Here is a 21,287-nt window from a genome sequence, read left to right as displayed (position 1 = left end):
ATGGAGGACTGATGTCCCGGGGCATCGAGGCAGAAGAGCTGTACGCGGCCGTCGAGAAGGCGGCCGCTCTGGTAGGCGCGCGCTGCGCACGCGACGAGGTCTGGCCGATCCTGTCCGCCTACCAGGACGCGTTCACCGAGGGCCTCATCGTCTTCAGCATCGGCGGCCGCGAGGCGGGCGAACTCGAGTACACCGTCCAGGTGTCCGCCGAGACCGACCCCTACCAGCCCGCCCTCGCCGGCGGCTTCGTCCCACGGACCGACCACCCCGTCACCACCCTGCTCCCCGAGATCCGCTCCCGGGCGCCGGTCGGTGACCTCTTCATCGACGGCGGGGTCGTCGGCGGCTTCAAGAAGATCTACACCCAGTTCCAGGCCCCACAGAAGGTCGCGGACCTCGCGGCCCTGCCGTCCGCGCCGCCCGCACTGGCCGCGAACGCCGACTATTTCGCCCGCCACGGGCTCACCGACATCGTGCTGACGGGCATCGACTACCAGAACCGCACGATGAACCTGTACTTCCAGTTGCCCGCCCCCCTCGCGGGCAACCTGGAGGACAAGGCCATCCGGGCGATGCTCCGCGAGATCGGTCTGCCCGAGCCCAGCGACCCGATGGTCACGTACGCGCGCGGCTCGTACCGCGTCTACCCCACCATCGGCTGGGACTCCCCGCAGATCAAGCGGATCTCCTTCGCCCCGCAGCCCCGCCGCGGCATGGACCTGACGGCCCTGCCCGTCCAACTCCCCGCGCACATGGAGCAGTTCCTGCGCGGCGCACCCCACACCTACACCGGCGAGCTCGTCAACGCCTCGGCCGTCAAGTGGACGCCCACCGCCGAGCACCTCGACCTCGCGGCGTACTACCAGGCCACGCCGCGGCAGCTGCAGTTTTTCGACGGCAACGCGTGAAGAAGAGGACACCACCCATGACGACCGGGCGCGCACCCCAGCTCAACTTCGACTTCGACAACGGCAACATCATCCGCGACCTCATCACCACCAACGCCGGCGGCGGCTTCCCCGCGGCCGACGCCATGGCCCCCGGTGACGTGGCCACGTACACCTGGATCACCCACCTGTTCCAGATGTCGTGGTTCGACGCGGTGGCCCCGTACCACCCGACCGCGGTCGGTGTGCACTCCCGGATCGGGCGCCGCCCGGCCGAGGAGTCGGCCACCAACCGCAACAAGAACATCGCCATCATGTACGCCTCCTACCAGGTGGTGCAGGCCGTGTTCGCGGAGCGCGCGCCCGTCATGAAGCAGGCGATGCTCGCGCTCGGCCTGGACCCCGACGACGTCTCGGAGGACCCGACCACCCCGATCGGCATCGGCAACATCGCCGGCCGGTCCATCGTCGAGGCCCGTGCCCACGACGGCATGAACCACCTCGGCGACGAGGGCCGCGCCTACCACCGCCGTCCGTTCGCCGACTACACCGGCTACCGGCCGGTGAACACCGCCCACGAACTCACCGACCCCACCCGCTGGCAGCCGGCCGTCGGCCCGCACCGCCGCCGCGTCGGCGGCGGACCCGGCGACCTGGGCATCTTCACCGTCCAGGAGTTCGCCACCCCGCAGCTGCGGCTGGTCGAGCCCTACACGTACAAGGACCCGGCCACCTTCGAGCTCACCGCACCCGACCACCTCAACTCCGCCGACTCCGCCGCCTACAAGAGCGCGGTGGACCAGGTCCTGGCGGCGTCGGCGAAGCTCACCGACGAGCAGAAGGTGAAGACGGAGTTCTTCGAGTACACGCCGGCGTCCGTCACGCTCGCGCCGCGCGCCGCCGCCGTCTCCCACGACCTGGACCTGGACGGCTGGGTCCACCTGTTCATGGTGACCTCGCTGGCCCGCTTCGACGACCTGATCGCCGTCTGGCACCACAAGCACCACCACGACGCCGTACGGCCGTTCAGCGCGGTGCGCCACGTGTACGGCGACGACCGGGTGACCGCCTGGGGCGGCCCCGGCAAGGGCACCGTCGAGGACATCCCGGCCGCCGAGTGGGAGGGGTACCTGCCGGTCGGCAACCACCCCGAGTTCCCGTCCGGCTTCACCACCCTCTTCGCCGCCCAGGCGCAGGCGGCCCGCCGCTTCCTCGGCGACGACGTCCTGGACTGGACGTACGCCTTCCCGGCCGGCTCCTCGCAGACCGAGCCCGGCATCGCCCCGGCCGGCGACCTGAAGCTGACCTGGGAGACCTGGACCGAGTTCGTCGCCGACAGCGCCGACAGCCGGGTCTGGGCGGGCGCGAACTTCCCGCAGACCGTGGAGAAGTCCGCCACGTTCGGCACCCAGTTCGGCGACCTGGCCTACGAGTTCGTACGACGCCACATCGACGGCGACGTCGAGGGCTGACCCGCACCGCACCGCGCGCGGCAGGTCCGGTGCAGCTGAGCTCGAAGTTCCGTAGGACACACGGGACTTGACGTAGCCCGGCGCCTAGCATGAACCACGTATCCCCTTCCGCAGGTGTGCCCGCCCGACCTCATCCCCCCAGGGCGGGCACACCCGCTTTCGCCCCGTCCGACAGCCGCCCGCATCTTCCGGTGCCGAGGCGAGCGCGACGTGTGAGCCCCCGGGACACACCCACCTGACGACAGGCGACGAAGCGCGCCTGGACGGCCGGACGTGACGGCACATCAGACGACCACGGCCGCCAAGGAGGAGCCGGTGTGACCAGGACCGAGGAGTTCGAGGAAGTACGACCGCTGCTGCTGGCCATCGCCCACCGCATCCTGGGCAGCGCCGGCCGCGCCGAGGACGCGGTCCGGGTGGCCGGGCGGCGCTGGGCGGACACCTCCGTCCGCCCCGCGTCCGTCGAAGGCCATCTCGCGGCCGAGGTCACCCGGATCTCCACCGAGGCCCTGCGCTCGGACCGCCTGCGTCAGCAGGACGCCTACGCCGGCCCCTGGCCCCCCGCCCCGCTGCTCATCGACCCCGACCCCGAGCACCCGGCGGGACTGACCGACTCGCTGCTCACGGCGGCCCTGCTGGTGCTGGAGCGGCTCTCCCCGCTGGAGCGCGCGGTGTTCGTGCTGAGCGAGGCGTTCGGATGCAGCGTCGAGGAGACCGCGGCGGCCGTCGGCTGCTCGCCCGAGGCGTGCGGCCAGCTCGTCGCCGCCATCGCCACCACCAGCGACGGCGGCCGCGAGCCGCTGCCGTGGCCCACCTACATCGCCGGCACCCGTAACGTGGCCCGGCTGCTCGGCGCGATCGTCCCGCCGCTGATGCGGATCGGCGTCACCGTCGAGAACCGGATGGTCAACGGCCGCCCCGGCTCGGTCTTCCGCGACCGCACCGGCCGGGTCCTGAACGCGCTGGCGCTCGGCGTCCACGAGGACCGGATCGAGGAGGTCCACCTGGTGGTTAACCCCGACCTGGTCGCGGACGCGGACCCCGTCGCCGAGGCCTACGCGATCCTGCGGCAGGCCAACGAGGGGCGCTGAAGATCGACTTGAGTCGGAATCACCCGATCCAGCTTCGCTCTACCGACTCTCTAATGCGAGTAACCATCATTTGAATATGGCTCTCAAAAATCGCTGGTTGGCGCTGGTGGGACTGACCATCAGCGTGCTCGTCATCGGATTCGACCTGACGATCCTGAACGTGGCTCTGCCCACCATGGCCGCCGACATCGGCGCCGACACGGGCCAGTTGCAGTGGATCGTCGACTCCTACGCCGTCGTCTACGCCTCCGCGATGCTGCCCGCCGGTCTGCTCGGCGACCGCTTCGGTCGGCGCAAGCTGCTGGTGACAGGCCTCGCGATCTTCCTGGGCGGCTCGGTCCTCGGAGCGCTCGTGTCGACCCCCGGCCCGGTCATCGTGGCCCGCACCATCATGGGTGTCGGCGCCGCGCTGATCATGCCGCTCACGATGTCCGTCGTCCCGACCCTCTTCAAGGGCGCCGAGCAGACCAAAGCCATCGCCATCATCACCGTCGGCCTCTCGATCGGCCTGCCGTTGGGACCGCTGGTCGGCGGCTGGCTGCTCGAACACTTCTGGTGGGGCTCGGTCTTCGTCATCAACATCCCACTGGTCGTCGTCGGCATCATCGCCTGCCTCGCCCTCGTCCCCGAGACCCGCGACCCCTCGGCTCCCACCATCGACCCGGTCAGCACCGTCCTCGGGATCCTCGGCCTCGGTGCCCTCATCTACGGCGTCATCGAGGCGCCCAACGAAGGCCTGACCGACCCGGTCATCGCCGGCTCCCTCATCGGCGGCCTGGCCATGCTCATCGCCCTCGCGGCCCGCGAACGCCGCCAGAGCCACCCCATGATGGACATCGGCCTGCTGAAGAACCCCGCCGTCCGCTGGAACACCCTCGTCGGCACGCTGGGCATGTTCACCTTCACCGGCCTGCTCTTCGTCCTGCCCCAGTACCTCCAGGCCGTCCAGGGCCACGACGCGTTCGGCACCGGCCTGCGCCTCATGCCGCTCATGGCCGGCCTGATCTTCGTCGCCCGTGCCGTACCGCCGCTGACGGCCCGCTTCGGCACCCGCCCGCTGGTCATCGCCGGTCTGGTCCTCATGGGCGCGTCCATGCTGGTCGGCAGCACCACCGATGCCGACACCGGCTACGGCTTCACCGCACTGTGGATGACCTTCACCGGACTCGGCGCCGGCTTCGTCATGGTGCCGGCCCTCGACAGCGCCCTCGCCGCGCTGCCCAAGGCCAAGGCGGGCACCGGCAGCAGCCTGATGAACACCCTGCGGCAGGTCGGCGGCTCTGTCGGCATCGCCGTCCTCGGCAGTGTGCTCAACGCGGTCTTCACCGACCGGCTCGACACCAGCGGCGTGCCCGCCCAGGCCGCCGACGCCGCCGAGGAGTCCATCGTGGCCGCCCAGGGCGTCGCCGAGAAGCTCAACCTCGCCAGGCTCGCCGAGTCCGCGGAGTCCGCCTTCACCCACGGCGTCACCGTGGTGCTCCTGGTCTGCGCCGTCGCCGCCCTGGCCACGGCCCTGCTGAGCTTCTTCGTCCTCCCCGACGACCGCAAGGCCCGGCAGGCGGCGGCCGAGGAGACCCCGGCCGACACCAGGGTGGCCGAGGGCACCCCGGCCGACACCACCGACACCCCGTCCGTGCCGCAGGTGGCCAAGGGCGCCCGGTAATGACCCGGACACCGTCAGCCGCGACCGCCGCACCGCAGGCGTCGGCCCTGGTCGACGCCGAAGCCGGACTGGGCCTGCGCGAGCGCAAGAAGCTACGCACCCGGCAGGCGATCCAGCAGGTGGCGTACCGGCTGATCGAGACGATGGGGTACGAGAACACCACCATCGAGCAGATCGCCGCCGCGGCCGAGGTCTCCCCGAGCACCGTCTTCCGGTACTTCCCCACCAAGGAGGACATCGTCCTCCGCAGCGACTACGCCGTCGCCACGGTCGAACTCCTGCGGGCCCGGCCGGCGGACGAACCTCCGCTGGCCGCCCTGCGGGAGGCACTGACCGGGATGATGCGCCTGTTCCACGAGGACTACAGCGCCGAGTACACCTGGAAGATGGCGCTGGTCCGTGAAGTCCCCGCGGTACGGGCGCAGATGCACGCCGCCCAGGACCGGGCCGTCGAACAGCTCATCGTGGCCCTCGCCGAGCGCACCGGCCGCCGGCCCGACGAGCTCGAACTGCGGGTGGTGGTGGGCGCCTTCATGGGCGGCCTCCACCAGGCGGTGCTCGACTGGGGAAGCCACGGACAACAGGGCGACCTGCCGGAACGCGTCGAGCGCGCGCTGACGGTACTGGAGCGCGGACTCACGCTCTAGCCACCTCCCTACGACAACAGGGCCTTCCGGCCCCCGGTGTGACCGCCGGGACCGGAGGGCCCTGCTGGATTCTCACCAACTCGCGTAACGGAAACTGGAGGAACTATGGCCACGGCAGATGAGCGGGAGCGCATCTACTCCGCCATCGAGGAGACGGCCGGACTGCTGGACATCACACCCTCGCGGGAGACGGTCTGGCCCATCCTGAACACCTACGACCTCCCGTCGGTCGTCGTCGCCTTCCGGGTGACCACCAAGAGCACGGACGACCTCGACTGCCGCTTCACCGCGCTGCCCGGCGACGTCAACCCGTACACCTACGCGGTCTCCAAGGGCCTCGCCGAAGCCACGGACCACCCCGTCGGCCGCCTGCTCGACGACGTCATGGAACAGTTCCCGATCGTCACCCACGGCGTCGACTTCGGCGTCATCGGCGGCTTCAAGAAGACGTGGACCTTCCTCCCCCTGAACAACCTCCAGAAGCTGTCCCACCTGGCCGAGATCCCGTCCATGGCCCCCAGCCTGGCCGAGAACCTGGACTTCTACGCCCGCTACGGCCTCGACGACAAGCTCAGCATGATCGGCATCGACTACCCGAGCCGCACGGTCAACGTCTACTTCGTCGGCGCCCCCGACAAGTGCCGCGAACCGGAGACGGTCCGCGCGATGCTGCGCGACCTGGGCCTGCCCGAGCCCAGCGAGCAACTGCTGCGGATGGCCCAGCAGGCGATCGGCATCTACACCACGCTGACCTGGGACTCCCCGAAGATCCAGCGCATCACGTTCGCCACCATGGTCCCGGACCTCAAGGAACTCCCGCAGCGCACAGCGGTGGACCCGAGGATCGAGAAGTTCGCGACCAACGTGGGCCACACCTACGACATCGCCGGAAAGGGCCTCTACAACGTGGCCTCCTACTCCGGCGGCGAGTACTTCAAGCTCCAGACGTACTACCAGCTGAGCCCCGGCTCGGTGGAGGCGAAGGGGCTGCTGGGCCCGGACGCCTAGTGACCGCCGCCCTCGGGAGGACGGCACCACCCGCCCTCCCGAGGGGCACTCCACCCGCCCTCAAGCCGCCGACGAGCGTCACTCCACCACTCTGTGACCCAATGACCTCCCGCCGGACGCATGCGCGGACGTGAGGAGGGGGGCTTGCATGAGCCGGAGCAAAGATCCCGATGAACTGGACACCTGGCTGCGCTACGACCCCGCCGTGACCACGGCGGCGGCCCTCTCCCTCCTGGAACGCCTCTCCCCGCTCCAGCGCGCGGTGTTCGTCCTACGCCAGGTCTTCGACTGCGCCCCCGCGCGGACCGCGGCAGTCGTGGGCTGCTCGGAGACGACGTACCACCACATCACCACGGCCGTGTCGAGAACGACCGGCACGGACGGCCGCCTGCCCTCCTGGCCGCCCCTCATCGCCGGCGCGGACCACGTGGCCCGCGCCCTCGCCGCGATCGTCCCGGCGCTGACCGGCGTGGGCATCACCATGGAGCCGCACCAGGCCGGCCACCACCAGGGCGCGGTCTTCCGCGACCACGACGGTCAGGCACTCGGCGCCCTGCACCTGGACATCCTCGACGGCCGCATCAGCGGGATCCGCTGGGTGAAGGAGCTCAAACGGCAGCCGGAGCAGGCCAGTTGCGCAACAGCGAGTCCAGGGCATCAAGCGCCCGAGCCCAACTCTCCCCGCTCTCCGGGGAGCTGTGGCTGAAGCCGCCCCCCGCCTCCAGGCTGACGAAGCCGTGAAAGACGCTCCCCAGGAGCCGGACGGCATGTGTCTGGTCCGGCTCCACCAGGTCGTACCCCCGCAGAACGGCCCGCGTCATCAGCGAATGCCGCCCTCCGGCACTACGAGCCGCCTCCTCCGGGGTGAGCCGCAACTGAGTCGCCGCATACCGCCCCGGATGCTCCCGCGCATAGTCCCGGTAGACGTTCCCGAGCGCGCTCAACGCGTCTTTCCCGGCCCGCCCGGCAAGGGCGACGGCTGCGCGGTCGGCGAGCTCCTCCAGAGCGAACAGAGCGATCCGAACCCTCAACTCCTGCGAGTTCTTCACATGCGAGTACAGACTCGCGACGGTGACATCGAACCGCCGAGCCAGCGCGGACACGGTCACCTGCTCGAACCCGACCTCATCGGCCAGCTCGGCCCCGCCCCGCACCACCGACTCACCACTCAGCCCCGCACGCACCCCGACATCTTAGACATCGGCTCAGTCCCACTGCGCGTCTGCGAGGGAGGCGACGGGCTGAGGCTTGCCGATGACGGCCAGGGCGACGAAGAAGTTGATCTGACCGATGGCGACGGTGAGCGTGGCCAGCGCCTTCTTGTCGTAGTGCCTGGCCACCTCGGCGTACAACTCGTCGGTGACGCGCTCCCTGCCGTGCGGGGCGGGCTGGAGGGTGGCCTCCACCAGCGCGAGAGCAGCACGCTCGGCGTCGGTGAAGTAGGGGGCGTCCTGCCACGAGGCGACCGCGGTGATGCGCTCCTCGGACTCCCCGCCCTTGCGCAGGAAACCGGTGTTGAGAACCGTCAGATACGTGTTGCCCACGATCTGCCCGGCGCGCAGATGAACGAGATTGATCGTGGTCCGCGGCACGGACTTGTTGCCCGTGGCCCGGAAGAGGGCGGCGCTGATGTCCTTCATCTCAGGCACGTACTCGGTCGGGTCGGACATCCGCGAGATCGATCCGGCGGCCGGGCCTGCGTTCGAGGGCGTGTGCGTCATGGCTGGTGCTCTCCTTCACGTCAATGTCGGTGTGTTCACTGCACTGACGGATGGGCGGAAGCAGTTGTGACAGGAGAACGGGCGCAGGTGCCGGGCGCCCTCAGATTTTCCAGGCGCGCAGCTGCTCGGCCACGGCAGGAACCCGGAGCCGGGAGTCACGGATCTTGCGTACGAGGTCCGACAGCGCGCCGTAGGGCGGGTCGATGCCTTCCCCGGACTGGTCCATGTACTGGGCCGCGACGAACGCGGCGAACAGGCTGTTGCGGTGCGGGAGCGGCTCCAGCCGCACGATGGTGTGCATGAGCGCGGCCGCCCGCCAGGCCGCGTCCGGGTCGGCGGCCTCAAGCGTGGGCAGCTTGGTCTTGTGCCGCGCGACAGCGGCGACCAAGGCGGAGTAGTCGGCAACCGAGACATCCTCGGTGCCGAGAGCGGCCTCCTGGACATCGAGCAGCCAGGAGACATCAACGTACAGCTGCATCAGGCGGCCGCGGCCCCGCCCCCACCCGCACGCTCGGCGGGCGGCACCTCATCGGGGAACGCCTCGTCGAACTCCGCCCGCAGCCGATCAGCCCACGCCCCGGCACCCGCGACGAACCGCTTACGGTGCATCTCCCGCACCCCGAGGTCGTGCAGATACTGCTTGAGGCTCTTGCCCTCGGCAGCAGCGGCCGCACGCACGCCTTCGAGCTCCTCGTCGGTGAAAGACACGTTCAGCGATGGCATACGACAATGGTACCTACTAGGTGCCTCGACGTCAGGGCCGAAGTCGTGATCCCTTCCGGACAGCGCTGATGTCATGTGACCCGACCGAGGAGTCGTTTCACATGAACGATCCGTACATGCCGGAAGCGCACCGCCAGGGAGACCTCACAGGGCACGCCGCATGGGCACGACGTTCTCCTCCCCCGTGGCACGGGGGGTCAGCCGGTAGTACACGATGTTGGAGAACCGGTCGGACTGCTCCAGCCAGCCCGCCTCCACCAGCTGCCGCCGCATCCGGGAGAAAACAGTGGGGGTCATGTTGACCTCCGCAGCCAATTCCTGTCCGGTCATGCGCACCGCGCCGGCCCGGTCGGTCGGCATCATCGCGTACATCAGGACGATCAGGCGTTGACTCGCGGACAAGCCTGCCGTGCGCCGCAAGAGCGTGCGGTAGTACGTGCCGTCAGTAGCGTTCACTGGCCCTCCCAGCCCCGCGGACCCGGCGCCGTCCATCCTGGGATGTCGGGCGGGTTCCAGTCCCGCACCGCTTCCCTCTGATCGAGGCCCGATCCATGGAAGGCGATGTAGGGACTGATCCTGTACAGCTTGATCCGGCCCAGTTTCCCAGTCTCGATGATCAGACGGTGCTTGGCCAGCTTCTTCATGATCCGCGCAAGAGCGTCGGGCGTCATGCCGACCTCTTCCGCGATGTCCTTGCCGGTACGGTGCACCGGATCCATGCCCGGGGGCGACGCGCCGATGAACCAGAGGACCATGAACTTCTCGGCCGGCGTGAAGCCTGATGACTTACGCGTGATGGCGCGCACTCGCTCCTTGTCCACGGTGGCGTGCCAGCCGCTGTAGGCGTACGGCGCGGTGGGGACGTCGTTGCCGAACTCATCCACCACGCGCCGGACGGGCCGTGCTGATGCCAACGTTCCTCCGAACCTGGGGCGTTGCTGATCGGACAATGCGAGCCGACCGTGAGATCGGTTGAGATGAACGTAACGTACATGCACCTCCGGTCAATGCATTCTTGCTTCCTCGGTCGTGTCGTATGACTGGCCAAGGGCGTGAGCCCGCCGACATCTCAGGCTCAACCATCAGACTCTGCAATGTACTTATCGTTCATCTCACCCGATCCCAGGATCGTGTGCACACGACCTCCGGATCTGGTTGACCCGCTCACTGGATCGGGACCACAAGACCCTGCAGTCGGCCCCACACGACCCTCAGGTCGGGTAACCCGAGGCTGAGATCGGGTTACCCGACCTGAGGGTCGGTCGACTGCCTGCATATGCGCAGGTCAGAGCGTTATTCAGACGGCGCCCTCTTATACCCGCTCAATCCCTGCAGCCCTCTGACCTGACGCACCGCCGTCAGTTTGTCTGTGGTGAAGGCGGCTTCGCGTGCAACGCCGTACTTGTCGACCGGTCGTGGACGGCATCAACGGTCCTGCGTCTCGGGCGGTTGATCCCGTCGACGAAGCAACAACAACAAGCGGGGTGACGGCCGGTGACGGGCGGAGGTACCTCCGCCTGTGCGCGATGCGTCGCGAAGGTTCGTTGAGGTGCCGTTCTGTGGCTGGGGGAGTGGGATGTGGGTGGTGTCCGCCGTGACGTGGCCCGCGCCTGCATCTCTTCGGGGGCGCCGGCTGCTCTGTCCCGCGGGGAGTCCTTGCCCATCGGCTACGGCCGAGCTTCAGGCCCCCGGCCGGTCAGCCGGTGGGGGGCCTGTTGCGACCGCTCTGACGAAGCGGTCGGCGTACTCGGGCGTGGAGGAACGGTTGGCCGAAGAGCTCTTCGGTGCTTGGGCCCGGGCGGAGCGCGGGTACGAGCACCGGGGTCCGGTCAGTGCTCCAGGGTGGCCGCCGCCCGGTCCCGCCGTGGCCGGCACACCACCAAGAAGGCGACGATCGCGGCCAGTGCGCTGCACAGCTGAACCAGCGCCATCGGCACCGCCGAGTCCTTGCCGGTGACCGCGACGGCCGACGAGGCGATCGCACCCATGACGAAGCAGGACGTGCCGATCAGCGCGGAGGCGGAACCGGCGGCGTGCGGGGTGCGCATCAGGGCGAGCGCGTTGGTGTTGGGCAGGACCAGACCCAGCGCGGAGATCATGAGGAACAGACCGGCCGCGAGCGCAGCCGTGCTCGTTCCGCCGAAGACGCCCTGCGTCACCAGCAGCAGCATCGTCCCGGCGACGCCGAGCATCGCCAGACCGCAGCCGAGCACCTTTTCCAGAGCGACCCGGCCGACGAGGATCTTGCCGTTGATCTGGCCGGTGACCATCAGGCCGAACGAGTTGAGGCCGAACAGCAGCGAGAAGGTCTGCGGAGACGCCCCGTAGACCTCCTGGATCACGAACGGCGAGGCGGCTATGTAGGAGAACAGGGCGCCGTACGCGAAGCCGTTCACCATGAGGTAGCCGGAGAAGACCCGGTCCGCGAAGAGCCCTCGCATGATCCACAGCGCCTCGAGCACCCCACCGGTCTGCCGCCGCGCCGGCGGCAGCGTCTCCGGCAGCCTGCGCCACACCAGTACGGTGAGCGCGGCGCCGATCGCGGCGAGGACGAGGAAGATCCCCCGCCAGGTGATGAGCCGCAGCACCTGGCCGCCGATGACGGGCGCGATGATCGGGGCGATGCTGGAGACCAGCAGCAGAGTGGAGAAGAACCGGGCCATGGCCAGTCCGTCGTAGAGATCGCGTACGACGGCCCTGGCGATCACGACGCCGGCCGCACCGGCCAGACCCTGCAGCAGCCGGCAGCCGACGAGGATCTCGGCGGTGGGCGCGAAGGCGCAGGCCACGGAGGCGACGATGTAGAGGAGCAGGCCGGCCATCAGCGGCCTGCGCCGGCCCCACTTGTCGCTCATCGGGCCGACCACCATCTGCCCGAGGGCCATGCCGGTCAGACAGGCCGTCAGGGTCAGCTGGACGGTGGTCGCGGTCGAGTTCAGGGTGCTGGTGACCTTCGGCAGGGCCGGGAGGTACATGTCCATCGACATCGGCGGCACCGCCGCGAGGGCGCCGAGGACGAAGGCGATGAAGAGCCCGGTCCGGCGCGGCGATTCACCCTCGCCCGCCGTGCTCTGTACGCCCTTCGCCGCTGCCGGCGTGTTGGGGAACCGTTTGCCGTCGGCGACGGCTTCCTCGGCATGTTGAGACATGCGCCCTCCGCGTCAGTCGATACGTGGCTACCGCTGATGCTCGCAACAAGGCGCTCAAGAACGGGCGGACAACGACTGGCGCGGACTTGCCACCAGCACCTCCGCACCACCCAGCCTCCAGCCCCCGCGCCGCTACCGGGCCCTTCGCCGCCGCCGCCCAACCGCGGCCGAAGCCTCACTCCCACCCGGTCCCACCCCCGCCGACTCCGCCACTCCACCGGACCACGCGCCTTTCGAAGCCGCCGTGTCGCCTCGATTCCCCCACTGCCAGAACTGCCCTGCCGCCCGGCCCCGGTCATCGCCGGAATCCTCCCCAGCTGTCCCGGCGCCCGGCCTCCCCGCTGTCCCGGCGCCCGGCATCTCGCCTCCCCGCCGTCTCGGCTCCCCGCTGTCCCGGCGCCCGGCATCTCGCCTCCCCGCCGTCTCGGCTCCCCGCTGTCCCGGCGCCCGGCATCTCGCCTCCCCGCCGTCTCGGCTCCCCGCTGTCCCGGCGCCCGGCATCTCGCCTCCCCGCTGTCTCGGCGCCCGGCCTCCCCGCTGTCCCGGCGTCTCGCCTCCCGCCTCCCCGGCGTCCCAGCCGTCCCGCCGTCGCGGCGTCCCGGCCCGGGCGTCCCGCCGTTCCGGCCCCGGCGCCCCCGCGCCCCGCCACCCCGGCGCCCCCGCGCCCCGCCACCGCGGCGCCCCCCGCCCCACCGCCCCGCCGGCGCCCACGCCCGCCACCAAGCCCCACCCCGCCGACGCCCCTCCAACCCACCGGAACCGGCACGAACTCACCGCCCCGTAGCCCTCGGCAGCCCTCCCGCGCCACCCCTAGCGTGAGGCTGAAGTCTGCCTGGAGTGCTCCAGGGGTTCCCTTGGCGCCGGGAATTGGGCGTGTCACTATTTCGGCACGCCGACCCTGCCCAAAACCCGCCGCACCACTGCGGACTGAGCTGCGCGCTCCTGAACTCGCGTAGCAGCAAGAGATCGTGACGGCTCGTCACATCAGTCACCGACCACATCAGCCCGGAGCCCTGACACACCCAGCATCCGGCCCCCCGGCACCTCCCGGTCGCCCACGGCACCCGCCCTCCCCTCACCGGCCTGTCCGCGCTCGCCTCCACGCACCCGGTTCGGTTGCCTGCAGCCGCCGGAGCTGAGCGAACTCGTCATCGCCCAGGGCCCCAACTCCGAGGCGCTCCCGGTCATCTGCACCCGTCGACGACCAGCCCCTCGACCGCGCCTCGGCCGCGAGCGCGACCGCGACCTCGACCGCCGCCGCCGCCGCTCGGCGACCGCCTCCTGCCCTGCCCCCTGACGAGGAACAGCACCTCCACCTTTCACCGAAAAGGATCACTGCAATGACGTCAGACGCCACGCTCCGCCGCCTGCGCGAGTACATCGTCGGGCCCACCCGGTTCATGACCCTGCTGTCCGTGTTCGAACTGGGCATCGTCGACGAGCTCCGAGGCAGCGCGGGCCTGACCGCCGCCGAACTCGGCGAGGCCGTCGACGCCAAGCCCGACGCCGTGGAGCAGCTGCTGTTCCTGCTGGTCAAGGAAGGGTTCGTCACCTACGACGAGGACAGCGCCCGCTACCGTCTGGGCACTCTCGCCGAGGTCGCCGACCACGACCTGGCACGCGCCCGCGGCGTCATGCACCTGGTCAAGGTGACGACGCTGCGCCAGCTGTACTACCTGACCGAGTCCGCCCGCACCGGCAAGGTCGTCGGCCTCAAGGAGCTCTACGGCACCGACGGCACCCTCTACGACGCCGCGACCGGCAACCAGGACCTGCACGACGCCTGGCTGGAGCCGATGAACACCGTCAGCGCCACCATCGACCCCTGGTTCTTCGCCAACATCGACATCCCCGCCGGCGCCCAGGTGCTCGACGTGGCCGGCAACACCGGCCAGGGCGCCATCCACACCTACCGGGCCAAGCCGTCCGAGGGCCTGAAGGTGACCACCTTCGACCTGCCGGAGAAGGAGGCCGAGGCACTGGAGAACTTCCGGGCCGCGGGCCTTGAGGAGCACCTGTCCTTCATCGGCGGCAACGTCTTCGACACGATCCCCGAGGGGTTCGACGTCGTCATGGTCAAGCACTTCCTCGACATGTTCGACAAGGACGACATCCTGAAGATCCTCAACGGCATCAGCACCTCGCTGCGGCCCGGCGGCGAGATCCACGTCCTGGTGCCGGTCTACCCCGAGGACATCACCGAGGCCGACAACTACAACGTCGACTTCTTCCCCGCCTTCTTCATCGGCGCCGCCATGGGCCAGGGCGGCCCGCAGAAGGTGTCGGTCTACCAGAGCCTGCTGGAGCAGGCCGGGTTCAAGGTCACGAAGACGGTCGTACGGGACCCCGCCGACATCCCGCCGGACGTCATCCCCGTACAGGCCCTGCTGACCGCGACCAAGGTCGCCTGAACCGCCCTCCGGCCCCCGCCCCCCCTCACCACGAAAGGAGAGCACGGTGACCACCCTGATGCTGCTGCCCGACGGCATGCGCCGCTGGTCCCAGAAGTACGGCGTCTCGCTCGACGACGGCTACGCGGCGATGGCGGACAAGCTGATCGAACTCATGGGCTGGGCGAAGGAGGAAGGCATCGACAAGCTCTACGTCACCGCCTCCTCCGCCGCCAACCACAGCCGCCCCGCAGCGGCCGTGACCACCTTCATGGAGGCCTTCACCGACGTGGTGCGGCGCATCCACGACACCTCGGCCTTCGACTTCTCCGGCTCCCTCGACCTCGTCGACGACCACTACCTCACCGAACTGGGCGCCCTGCGGGACAAGTCGAACAAGGAGTCCGGGTTCACCCTGCACTACATCCTGGGGATGTCCCTCACCCATGAGGTGATCAGCATCTTCAACCGGCTCAAAGACGAGGTCCCGGCCCTGACCGAGGAGATCCTCGCCGCCAACGCCTACGTGCCCGAGCAGGTCGACTTCCTCATCCGCACCGGCGGCGCGACCCGTATGTCGTCCTTCTTCCCGCTCATGTCCCCGTACGCGGAACTGCACTTCTCCCCGGTGCTCTTCCCCGACATGACCCGCGCCGACTTCACCGCCGCCCTCGAGGACCTGCGCGCCCGCGACCGCCGCTTCGGCGGCTACCCAGCCGCCTGAAACCCCTGAACCAACACCCCCCTGAACAACACCCCCTGCACCCACACCACCTGAACCGACACTGTTCGACACTGGAGGACAAACGAATGTCCAGGACCGCCGACATAGAGAAGGTCTGTTCGGCACTTGAGGAATCGGCTCAGCTGGTGGGCGCGGTCTGCGCACGGGACAAGGTCCTTCCCGTCCTGAACGCCTTCGGGGACGAACTCTCCCAAGCCATGATCGTGTTCGGGGTGCAGGCCGGCGTCCAGCACATCGGAGAACTCGACTACAGCTTCACCGTGCCCTCGACGGTCGCCGACCCCTACGGCCACGCGGTCGCCCAGGGCCTCACCACCGCCACCGACCACCCCGTCGGCTCCGTGCTCGCCGACATCCGCGAACGCTGGCCCATCACCGAGTACTTCGTCGACGCCGGCATCGTCGGCGGCTTCAAGAAGCTGTACGCGCACTTCCCGCAGACCATGCAGAAGGTGTCGGACCTCGTCGCCCTGCCGTCCATGCCCGACTCCGTCGCCGCCAACGCGGAGGTCTTCGCCCGCCACGGCCTGACCGAGGTCGCGATGGTCGGCGTCGACTACCGGCACAAGACCGTCAGCCTGTACTTCCACTTCGGCCCCGACGGCCGCCCCGAACCCGCCGCCATCGGCGCGTTCCTGCGCGAGATCGGCATGCCGGAACCGGAGCAGCGGGTCCTGGAGTTCGCCCACCGGTCGCTGCGGGCCAACATCACCCTCGGCTGGGACAGCCCGGACATCCTGCGGGTCGCCTTCGCCCCGCCGCCCGTACGCGGCCTGGACCCGGCGGCCATCCCCGGCCGCCTGGGCCCCCACATCGAGAAGTTCGCCCGCCAAACCCCGCGCGTCTACGAGGGCGAACAGGTCAACCTGTTCGCGGTCAAGTGGGTGCGTGGCGAGGAGTACCTGGAGATCTGCTCGTACTACCAGCTCTCCGCACTCCAGCAGAAGCTGCTCGCCGAGGCCCCCCAGCCGCAGCGGTAGGAGCCCACCATGCCCCGAACCGCACAACAAGCGACGACAGCCGAGCCCACGACCGCCGGTCCCGCCGACCTCGCCACACAGGCGAACGCCCTCTTCGCGCAGGCGATCGCCGGGCCGCGGGAGCAGCTCGGCGAACGCCTCTTCCGGATGTCCCTGACGGCCTGGGAGAACCCCGCGCTCAGGCCGCAGCTGCTGCAGAAGATCAGCTCCGCCACCACCGGCGAGGAGGGCGCGGCCCAGTTGCGGGACCACTTCACCGCCCTGTTCGTCGACCGGGTGGGAGAGGTGGTCCCGGCACCGCGGCTGCGGCTCAACGCGGTGGTCGCCCAGATCGTGGGCCTGATCATGCTGCGCTACGTGATGCGGATGGAGCCGATCGCGTCGGTGTCCGTGGACGAACTCGTCGACACCTTCGCCCCGACGGTCCAGCGCCATCTGGACGCGGCCCAGGACCTGTCGGGCCCGGACCCGACCCCGTCGACCCCTCAGATTCCAGGAGATTGAATGTCAGCCGCACTCGCCGCCACAGACGCTCCCGCGCTCGCCGCGCAGAAGCTCTACGCAGCCATCGAGGAAACCGCCGGCGTGTTGGACGTGACCTTCGCCCGAGACACCGTCTGGCCGATCGTCACCACGTTCCAGGACAACCTCGCCAAGGCCGCCATCCTCTTCCGCGCGGCGACCGACAAGCGCCACGCGGGCGAGCTCAACCTGCACCTGATGATGCTGCCGGGCGACGTCGACCCGTATGCCCTGCTGCGCTCCAAGGGCCTGGCCGAGCAGACCGACCACCCTTCCGGCAGCCTCCTCGCCGAGGTCGCCGAGCGTTTCCCCGTGGAGAGCTACGGCATCGACTTCGGTGTCGTCGGCGGTTTCCAGAAGACCTGGTCGTGCTTCCCCACCAACGACATGCAGCGGCTGACGGAGATCGCCGACCTGCCCTCCGCACCCCCCGCCGTGGCCGCGAACCTCGACTTCTTCGCCCGCTACGGCCTGGACAAGAACGTCACCCTCGTCGGGATCGACTACGCGAACCGCACGACGAACCTGTACTTCGGCGAGGTCGACGAACTGCTGAAGCCCGACAACGTGCACGCGATGCTGCGCGACCTCGGCATGCCGCAGCCCAGCGCCGACCTGCTCCACTTCGCCGAGCGCGCCTTCGGCTTCTACATGACCTTCAACTGGGACTCCCCGAAGGTCCAGCGGTTCTGCTACGCGGCGATCGCCGTCGACCCCACGACCGTCCTCGCGCGGGTCGAGCCGGAGATCGAGCACTTCCTGAAGACCGTGCCCTACGGCCACGACGACCCCAAGGCCGTCTACGCCGCGCTCTCCCCGAAGGACGGAGGGGAGTACTACAAGATCCAGTCGTACTACCAGTGGCGGCCCCGGCTGACCAGCCACATGCACGCCACCGTGTCCGACTCCGGCGAGTAGCGTCCACGGCTCCCGTCCCGCCGGGCCCGGTCCCGGCAGGACGGGAGCCACGTTGCCCGGCCCCGGCGGCCGGTCATTCCCATCGGCCTTCCTTGCTGGCCTTCCTTTACCGGTCGTTCCTACCGATTCGGACTCAAAATTACGCTGAGGAGCCGTTCATGGGCCTTCTTGAGAAGATCACATGTCCACAAGACGTGCGGAGGCTGGAACCCTCCCAGCTGCCCGGCATCGCGGCCGAGATCCGTGACTTCCTGGTGGCCAAGGTCTCCAGGACGGGAGGACACATCGGCCCGAACCTCGGTGTCGTCGAACTGACCCTCGCCCTGCACCGGGTGTTCGAATCACCGCGGGACCGACTGCTGTTCGACACCGGCCACCAGACCTATGTCCACAAGCTGCTCACCGGACGCCGTACCGGCTTCGACAAGCTGCGCCGGCGCGGCGGACTGTCCGGATACCCGAGCCAGGTCGAGTCCGAGCACGACGTCATCGAGAACTCCCACGCCTCCACCGCGCTCTCCTACGCCGACGGCCTGGCCCGGGCCAACCGGCTGCGCGGCGACGACGGCCAGGTCGTCGCCGTCATCGGCGACGGCGCGCTGACCGGAGGCATGGCCTGGGAGGCCCTGAACAACATCGCCGGCCACCAGGACCAGCCGGTGGTGATCGTCCTCAACGACAACGGCCGCTCCTACTCGCCCACCATCGGCGGCCTCGCCGACCACCTGGCCTCCCTCCGGGGCGAAGCGACCGGCGAGACGGCCCGCGAGGCAACCAACGAGACAGCCGGCGAGGCAACCCCCGACCCGGCCCCGGCCCCGGCCCCGCGAGCCCTGTTCGAGGGCCTCGGCCTCGCCTACCTCGGCCCGGTCGACGGCCACGACGTTGCCGCCCTGGAGGAAGCCCTCCACGCCGCACGCGCGCTCGGCCGCCCCGTGGTGGTGCACTGCATCACCAAGAAGGGGTACGGCTACGCGCCCGCCGAGAACCACGCCGAGGACCGCTTCCACGGCCCCGGCGCCTTCGACCCGCTCACCGGCGCCTCGAAAGCCGTCCCCGGCACCTCCTGGACCGACGTGTTCGGCGACGAACTCGTCAAGATCGGCACCGAACGCTCCGACGTCGTCGCGCTGACCGCTGCCATGCTCCACCCCACCGGCCTCGCCGAGTTCGCCGACGCCTACCCCGAGCGCGTCCTCGACGTCGGCATCGCCGAACAGCACGCGGTGACCTGCGCCGCCGGCCTCGCCCTCGGCGGACTGCACCCCGTGGTCGCGGTGTACGCCACCTTCCTCAACCGGGCCTTCGACCAGGTGCTGATGGACGTCGCCCTGCACCGCCTGCCGGTCACCTTCGCCCTCGACCGGGCCGGCGTCACCGGCAGCGACGGCCCCAGCCACAACGGCATGTGGGACATGTCGATGCTGTACCCGGTGCCCGGCCTCAGCATCGCCGCCCCCCGCGACGGCGCCCGACTGCGCGAACTGCTGCGCGAGGCCGTCGACATCGACGACGGCCCCAGCGTCGTCCGCTACCCCAAGGGCGGCGTCCCGGCCGACTTCGAAGCCGTCGGCAAACTCGGCACCATGGACGTCCTGTCCCGCTGCGCCGGCCTGGAGAACACCGGCCACGGCATCGAGGACGTCCTGCTCATCGGCGTCGGGTCCGTCGCCGGGACGGCGGTGGAAGCCGGCCGGCTCATCGCCGCCCAGGGCCTCGGCGTCACCGTCGTCGACCCCCGCTGGGCCAAGCCCCTCGACCCGGCCCTCGTCGACGCCGCCCGCCGGCACCGCCTGGTCGCCGTCGTCGAGGACAACGGCCGGGTCGGCGCCGTCGGCGACGCCGTCGCCCGGCTGCTGCGCGACGCCGACGTCACCACGCCGGTGCGGACCTTCGGCATCCCGCAGGAGTTCCTCCAGCACGCCGACCGCTCCGAGATCCTCGCCGACATCGGACTGACCGCCCAGGACCTCGCCCGCACCCTCACCCACCTCGTCCACGCCCACACCGTGGCCGGCAACCCCCGCTTCCTGTCCCTGCACGCATGACCTATCAGCACCCCCCAACGTGAAAGGAGACGCTCCCGTGCCGAACGTCGATCTGGGCGTGCCGCAGTTCCCCCGGCGGCCTATTGCGCAACGGCGCCGCTCCCGCCCGATCAAGGTGGGAGCGGTCGGAGTCGGCGGGGACCACCCCGTGTCGGTGCAGTCGATGACCACCACGGTCACGTCCGACGTCAACGCCACCCTCCAGCAGATCGCCCAACTCACCGCAGCCGGCTGCCAGATCGTCCGCGTCGCCGTGCCCTCCCAGGACGACGCCGACGCCCTGCCGCAGATCGCCCGCAAGTCGCAGATCCCCGTCATCGCCGACATCCACTTCCAGCCCAGGTACGTCTTCGCGGCGATCGAGGCCGGCTGCGCGGCCGTACGCGTCAATCCCGGCAACATCAAGAAGTTCGACGACCGCGTCGGCGACATCGCCAAGGCCGCCGCCGACGCCGGCGTCCCCATCCGCATCGGCGTCAACGCCGGCTCCCTCGACAAGCGGCTGCTCGCCAAGTACGGCAAGGCCACGCCCGAGGCGCTGGTGGAGTCGGCGCTGTGGGAGGCGTCGCTGTTCGAGGAGCACGGCTTCGGCGACATCAAGATCTCCGTCAAGCACAACGACCCGGTCGTGATGATCGAGGCCTACCGGCAGCTCGCCGCCGCCTGCGACTACCCCCTGCACCTCGGCGTCACCGAGGCCGGCCCCGCCTTCCAGGGCACCATCAAGTCCGCGGTCGCCTTCGGGGCACTGCTCGCCGAGGGCATCGGCGACACCCTGCGGGTCTCGCTGTCCGCCGACCCGGTCGAGGAGGTCAAGGTCGGCACCAAGATCCTGGAGTCCCTCGGGCTGCGCGAACGCGGACTGGAGATCGTCTCCTGCCCGTCCTGCGGCCGGGCCCAGGTCGACGTCTACAAACTGGCCGAAGAGGTCAACGCCGCCCTGGAGGGTTTCCCCGCCCCGCTGCGGGTCGCCGTCATGGGCTGCGTCGTCAACGGACCCGGCGAGGCCCGCGAGGCCGACCTCGGCGTCGCCTCCGGCAACGGCAAGGGCCAGATCTTCGTCAGGGGGGAGATCGTCAAGACCGTCCCCGAGGCGCAGATCGCCGAGACCCTCATCGAGGAGGCCATGCGGCTCGCGGAGGAGATGGGCATCGACCCGCTCGCCGTCGACGACGCCACGCAGAAGGTGGCCTGAACATTCCGGACGTCGTCCAGGATCGCCCTCGGACGACTCGAACTCTCCTTTAGGGAAAGGGGAGTTGGTGGACATGCCGGTCGCACGGTTCCTAGCGTGGTCGGCGCTGGACACGAGGCAGGGGGCAC

At 69.7% G+C, this 21,287-nt stretch carries 21 protein-coding genes; 14 read left to right on the top strand and 7 right to left on the bottom strand.

Annotation, left to right across the window (positions count from 1 at the left end; all coding sequences use genetic code 11):
- The first annotated feature begins 11 nt into the window (after positions 1-11).
- The 7 genes from CRP56_RS43195 (at position 12) to CRP56_RS43165 (ending at position 7,474) form a co-directional block, all read left to right on the top strand.
- Positions 12-908: an aromatic prenyltransferase gene (locus tag CRP56_RS43195; protein WP_097275175.1), complete on the top strand. Its 897-nt coding sequence runs from the start codon at positions 12-14 to the stop codon at positions 906-908.
- A gap of 17 nt (positions 909-925) precedes the next feature.
- Complete coding sequence (locus CRP56_RS43190; RefSeq protein ID WP_097275173.1) at positions 926-2,359, top strand: DUF6851 domain-containing protein; 1,434 nt, start codon at positions 926-928, stop codon at positions 2,357-2,359.
- A 317-nt stretch (positions 2,360-2,676) separates the two neighbouring features.
- Complete coding sequence (locus CRP56_RS43185) at positions 2,677-3,450, top strand: sigma factor-like helix-turn-helix DNA-binding protein (RefSeq protein WP_097275171.1); 774 nt, start codon at positions 2,677-2,679, stop codon at positions 3,448-3,450.
- A 76-nt stretch (positions 3,451-3,526) separates the two neighbouring features.
- Positions 3,527-5,113, top strand: a complete 1,587-nt coding sequence (locus tag CRP56_RS43180) for an MFS transporter (RefSeq protein ID WP_097275169.1) — start codon at positions 3,527-3,529, stop codon at positions 5,111-5,113.
- Positions 5,113-5,760: a TetR/AcrR family transcriptional regulator gene (locus tag CRP56_RS43175; protein ID WP_097275167.1), complete on the top strand. Its 648-nt coding sequence runs from the start codon at positions 5,113-5,115 to the stop codon at positions 5,758-5,760. The genes CRP56_RS43180 and CRP56_RS43175 overlap by 1 nt, the downstream gene beginning before the upstream one ends.
- 105 nt (positions 5,761-5,865) lie before the next feature.
- Entirely contained in the window at positions 5,866-6,768 is a 903-nt protein-coding gene (locus CRP56_RS43170) for an aromatic prenyltransferase (protein ID WP_097275165.1), read from the top strand.
- Between the two features lie 148 nt (positions 6,769-6,916).
- Positions 6,917-7,474, top strand: a complete 558-nt coding sequence (locus CRP56_RS43165; protein WP_097275163.1) for a sigma factor-like helix-turn-helix DNA-binding protein — start codon at positions 6,917-6,919, stop codon at positions 7,472-7,474.
- Here CRP56_RS43165 and CRP56_RS43160 read toward each other — a convergent pair.
- From CRP56_RS43160 to CRP56_RS43130, 7 genes are all read right to left on the bottom strand, one after another.
- Positions 7,377-7,952: a TetR/AcrR family transcriptional regulator gene (locus CRP56_RS43160; protein WP_097275162.1), complete on the bottom strand. Its 576-nt coding sequence runs from the start codon at positions 7,950-7,952 to the stop codon at positions 7,377-7,379. The two genes, CRP56_RS43165 and CRP56_RS43160, sit on opposite strands and share 98 nt — an antisense overlap.
- Positions 7,953-7,973: 21 nt before the next feature.
- Entirely contained in the window at positions 7,974-8,489 is a 516-nt protein-coding gene (locus CRP56_RS43155; protein ID WP_101924621.1) for a carboxymuconolactone decarboxylase family protein, read from the bottom strand.
- A gap of 100 nt (positions 8,490-8,589) precedes the next feature.
- A complete protein-coding gene (locus CRP56_RS43150; protein ID WP_097275160.1) occupies positions 8,590-8,967 on the bottom strand; it encodes a toxin Doc in 378 nt (125 codons plus the stop codon).
- Positions 8,967-9,212 (bottom strand): hypothetical protein, encoded by a 246-nt coding sequence (locus tag CRP56_RS43145; protein ID WP_179851372.1) that lies wholly within the window; start codon positions 9,210-9,212, stop codon positions 8,967-8,969. Before CRP56_RS43145 ends, CRP56_RS43150 begins: the two co-directional genes overlap by 1 nt.
- 144 nt (positions 9,213-9,356) lie before the next feature.
- Positions 9,357-9,584: a replication initiation protein, RepL2 gene (locus CRP56_RS43140; protein WP_228049661.1), complete on the bottom strand. Its 228-nt coding sequence runs from the start codon at positions 9,582-9,584 to the stop codon at positions 9,357-9,359.
- 80 nt (positions 9,585-9,664) lie between these two features.
- Entirely contained in the window at positions 9,665-10,162 is a 498-nt protein-coding gene (locus tag CRP56_RS43135) for a MarR family transcriptional regulator (RefSeq protein ID WP_257042158.1), read from the bottom strand.
- Positions 10,163-11,041: 879 nt separating this feature from the next.
- Positions 11,042-12,361 carry a multidrug effflux MFS transporter gene (locus CRP56_RS43130; RefSeq protein WP_097275156.1) on the bottom strand — a complete coding sequence of 440 codons (1,320 nt, stop codon included), beginning with the start codon at positions 12,359-12,361 and terminating at the stop codon, positions 11,042-11,044.
- A 1,340-nt stretch (positions 12,362-13,701) separates the two neighbouring features.
- On the opposite strand from CRP56_RS43130, the gene CRP56_RS43125 reads away from it, so the two are divergent.
- The 7 genes from CRP56_RS43125 to ispG all read left to right on the top strand — a co-directional run bounded on the left by CRP56_RS43125 (position 13,702) and on the right by ispG (position 21,159).
- Positions 13,702-14,772 (top strand): methyltransferase, encoded by a 1,071-nt coding sequence (locus CRP56_RS43125; protein ID WP_179851371.1) that lies wholly within the window; start codon positions 13,702-13,704, stop codon positions 14,770-14,772.
- A 46-nt stretch (positions 14,773-14,818) separates the two neighbouring features.
- Positions 14,819-15,475, top strand: coding sequence for an undecaprenyl diphosphate synthase family protein (locus CRP56_RS43120; RefSeq protein WP_097275154.1), 657 nt, complete (start codon positions 14,819-14,821; stop codon positions 15,473-15,475).
- Between the two features lie 86 nt (positions 15,476-15,561).
- A complete protein-coding gene (locus CRP56_RS43115; protein ID WP_097275152.1) occupies positions 15,562-16,476 on the top strand; it encodes an aromatic prenyltransferase in 915 nt (304 codons plus the stop codon).
- Between the two features lie 9 nt (positions 16,477-16,485).
- Positions 16,486-16,980: a TetR/AcrR family transcriptional regulator gene (locus CRP56_RS43110; RefSeq protein ID WP_097275150.1), complete on the top strand. Its 495-nt coding sequence runs from the start codon at positions 16,486-16,488 to the stop codon at positions 16,978-16,980.
- Complete coding sequence (locus tag CRP56_RS43105; protein WP_097275149.1) at positions 16,981-17,916, top strand: aromatic prenyltransferase; 936 nt, start codon at positions 16,981-16,983, stop codon at positions 17,914-17,916.
- Positions 17,917-18,074: 158 nt separating this feature from the next.
- Complete coding sequence (gene dxs / locus CRP56_RS43100) at positions 18,075-19,964, top strand: 1-deoxy-D-xylulose-5-phosphate synthase (protein ID WP_097275147.1); 1,890 nt, start codon at positions 18,075-18,077, stop codon at positions 19,962-19,964.
- Positions 19,965-20,001: 37 nt separating this feature from the next.
- A complete protein-coding gene (gene ispG, locus CRP56_RS43095) occupies positions 20,002-21,159 on the top strand; it encodes a flavodoxin-dependent (E)-4-hydroxy-3-methylbut-2-enyl-diphosphate synthase (protein WP_097275146.1) in 1,158 nt (385 codons plus the stop codon).
- Positions 21,160-21,287: the final 128 nt, after the last annotated feature.

This window comes from Streptomyces sp. TLI_55, from assembly GCF_900206255.1.
GTDB lineage: Bacteria > Actinomycetota > Actinomycetes > Streptomycetales > Streptomycetaceae > Streptomyces > Streptomyces aquilus.
The sequence above is the reverse complement of the archived record's forward strand: the minus strand, read 5'-3'. Positions and strand labels throughout refer to the sequence as shown.

Coding starts and splice junctions, on each gene's coding strand:
- CRP56_RS43195 (WP_097275175.1), top strand. CDS start 12: ATGTCCCGGGGCATCGAGGCAGAAGAGCTGTACGCGGCCGTCGAGAAG.
- CRP56_RS43190 (WP_097275173.1), top strand. CDS start 926: ATGACGACCGGGCGCGCACCCCAGCTCAACTTCGACTTCGACAACGGC.
- CRP56_RS43180 (WP_097275169.1), top strand. CDS start 3,527: ATGGCTCTCAAAAATCGCTGGTTGGCGCTGGTGGGACTGACCATCAGC.
- CRP56_RS43175 (WP_097275167.1), top strand. CDS start 5,113: ATGACCCGGACACCGTCAGCCGCGACCGCCGCACCGCAGGCGTCGGCC.
- CRP56_RS43170 (WP_097275165.1), top strand. CDS start 5,866: ATGGCCACGGCAGATGAGCGGGAGCGCATCTACTCCGCCATCGAGGAG.
- CRP56_RS43165 (WP_097275163.1), top strand. CDS start 6,917: ATGAGCCGGAGCAAAGATCCCGATGAACTGGACACCTGGCTGCGCTAC.
- CRP56_RS43155 (WP_101924621.1), bottom strand. CDS start 8,489: ATGACGCACACGCCCTCGAACGCAGGCCCGGCCGCCGGATCGATCTCG.
- CRP56_RS43150 (WP_097275160.1), bottom strand. CDS start 8,967: ATGCAGCTGTACGTTGATGTCTCCTGGCTGCTCGATGTCCAGGAGGCC.
- CRP56_RS43145 (WP_179851372.1), bottom strand. CDS start 9,212: ATGCCATCGCTGAACGTGTCTTTCACCGACGAGGAGCTCGAAGGCGTG.
- CRP56_RS43140 (WP_228049661.1), bottom strand. CDS start 9,584: ATGTACGCGATGATGCCGACCGACCGGGCCGGCGCGGTGCGCATGACC.
- CRP56_RS43130 (WP_097275156.1), bottom strand. CDS start 12,361: ATGTCTCAACATGCCGAGGAAGCCGTCGCCGACGGCAAACGGTTCCCC.
- CRP56_RS43125 (WP_179851371.1), top strand. CDS start 13,702: ATGACGTCAGACGCCACGCTCCGCCGCCTGCGCGAGTACATCGTCGGG.
- CRP56_RS43115 (WP_097275152.1), top strand. CDS start 15,562: ATGTCCAGGACCGCCGACATAGAGAAGGTCTGTTCGGCACTTGAGGAA.
- CRP56_RS43110 (WP_097275150.1), top strand. CDS start 16,486: ATGCCCCGAACCGCACAACAAGCGACGACAGCCGAGCCCACGACCGCC.
- CRP56_RS43105 (WP_097275149.1), top strand. CDS start 16,981: ATGTCAGCCGCACTCGCCGCCACAGACGCTCCCGCGCTCGCCGCGCAG.
- dxs (WP_097275147.1), top strand. CDS start 18,075: ATGGGCCTTCTTGAGAAGATCACATGTCCACAAGACGTGCGGAGGCTG.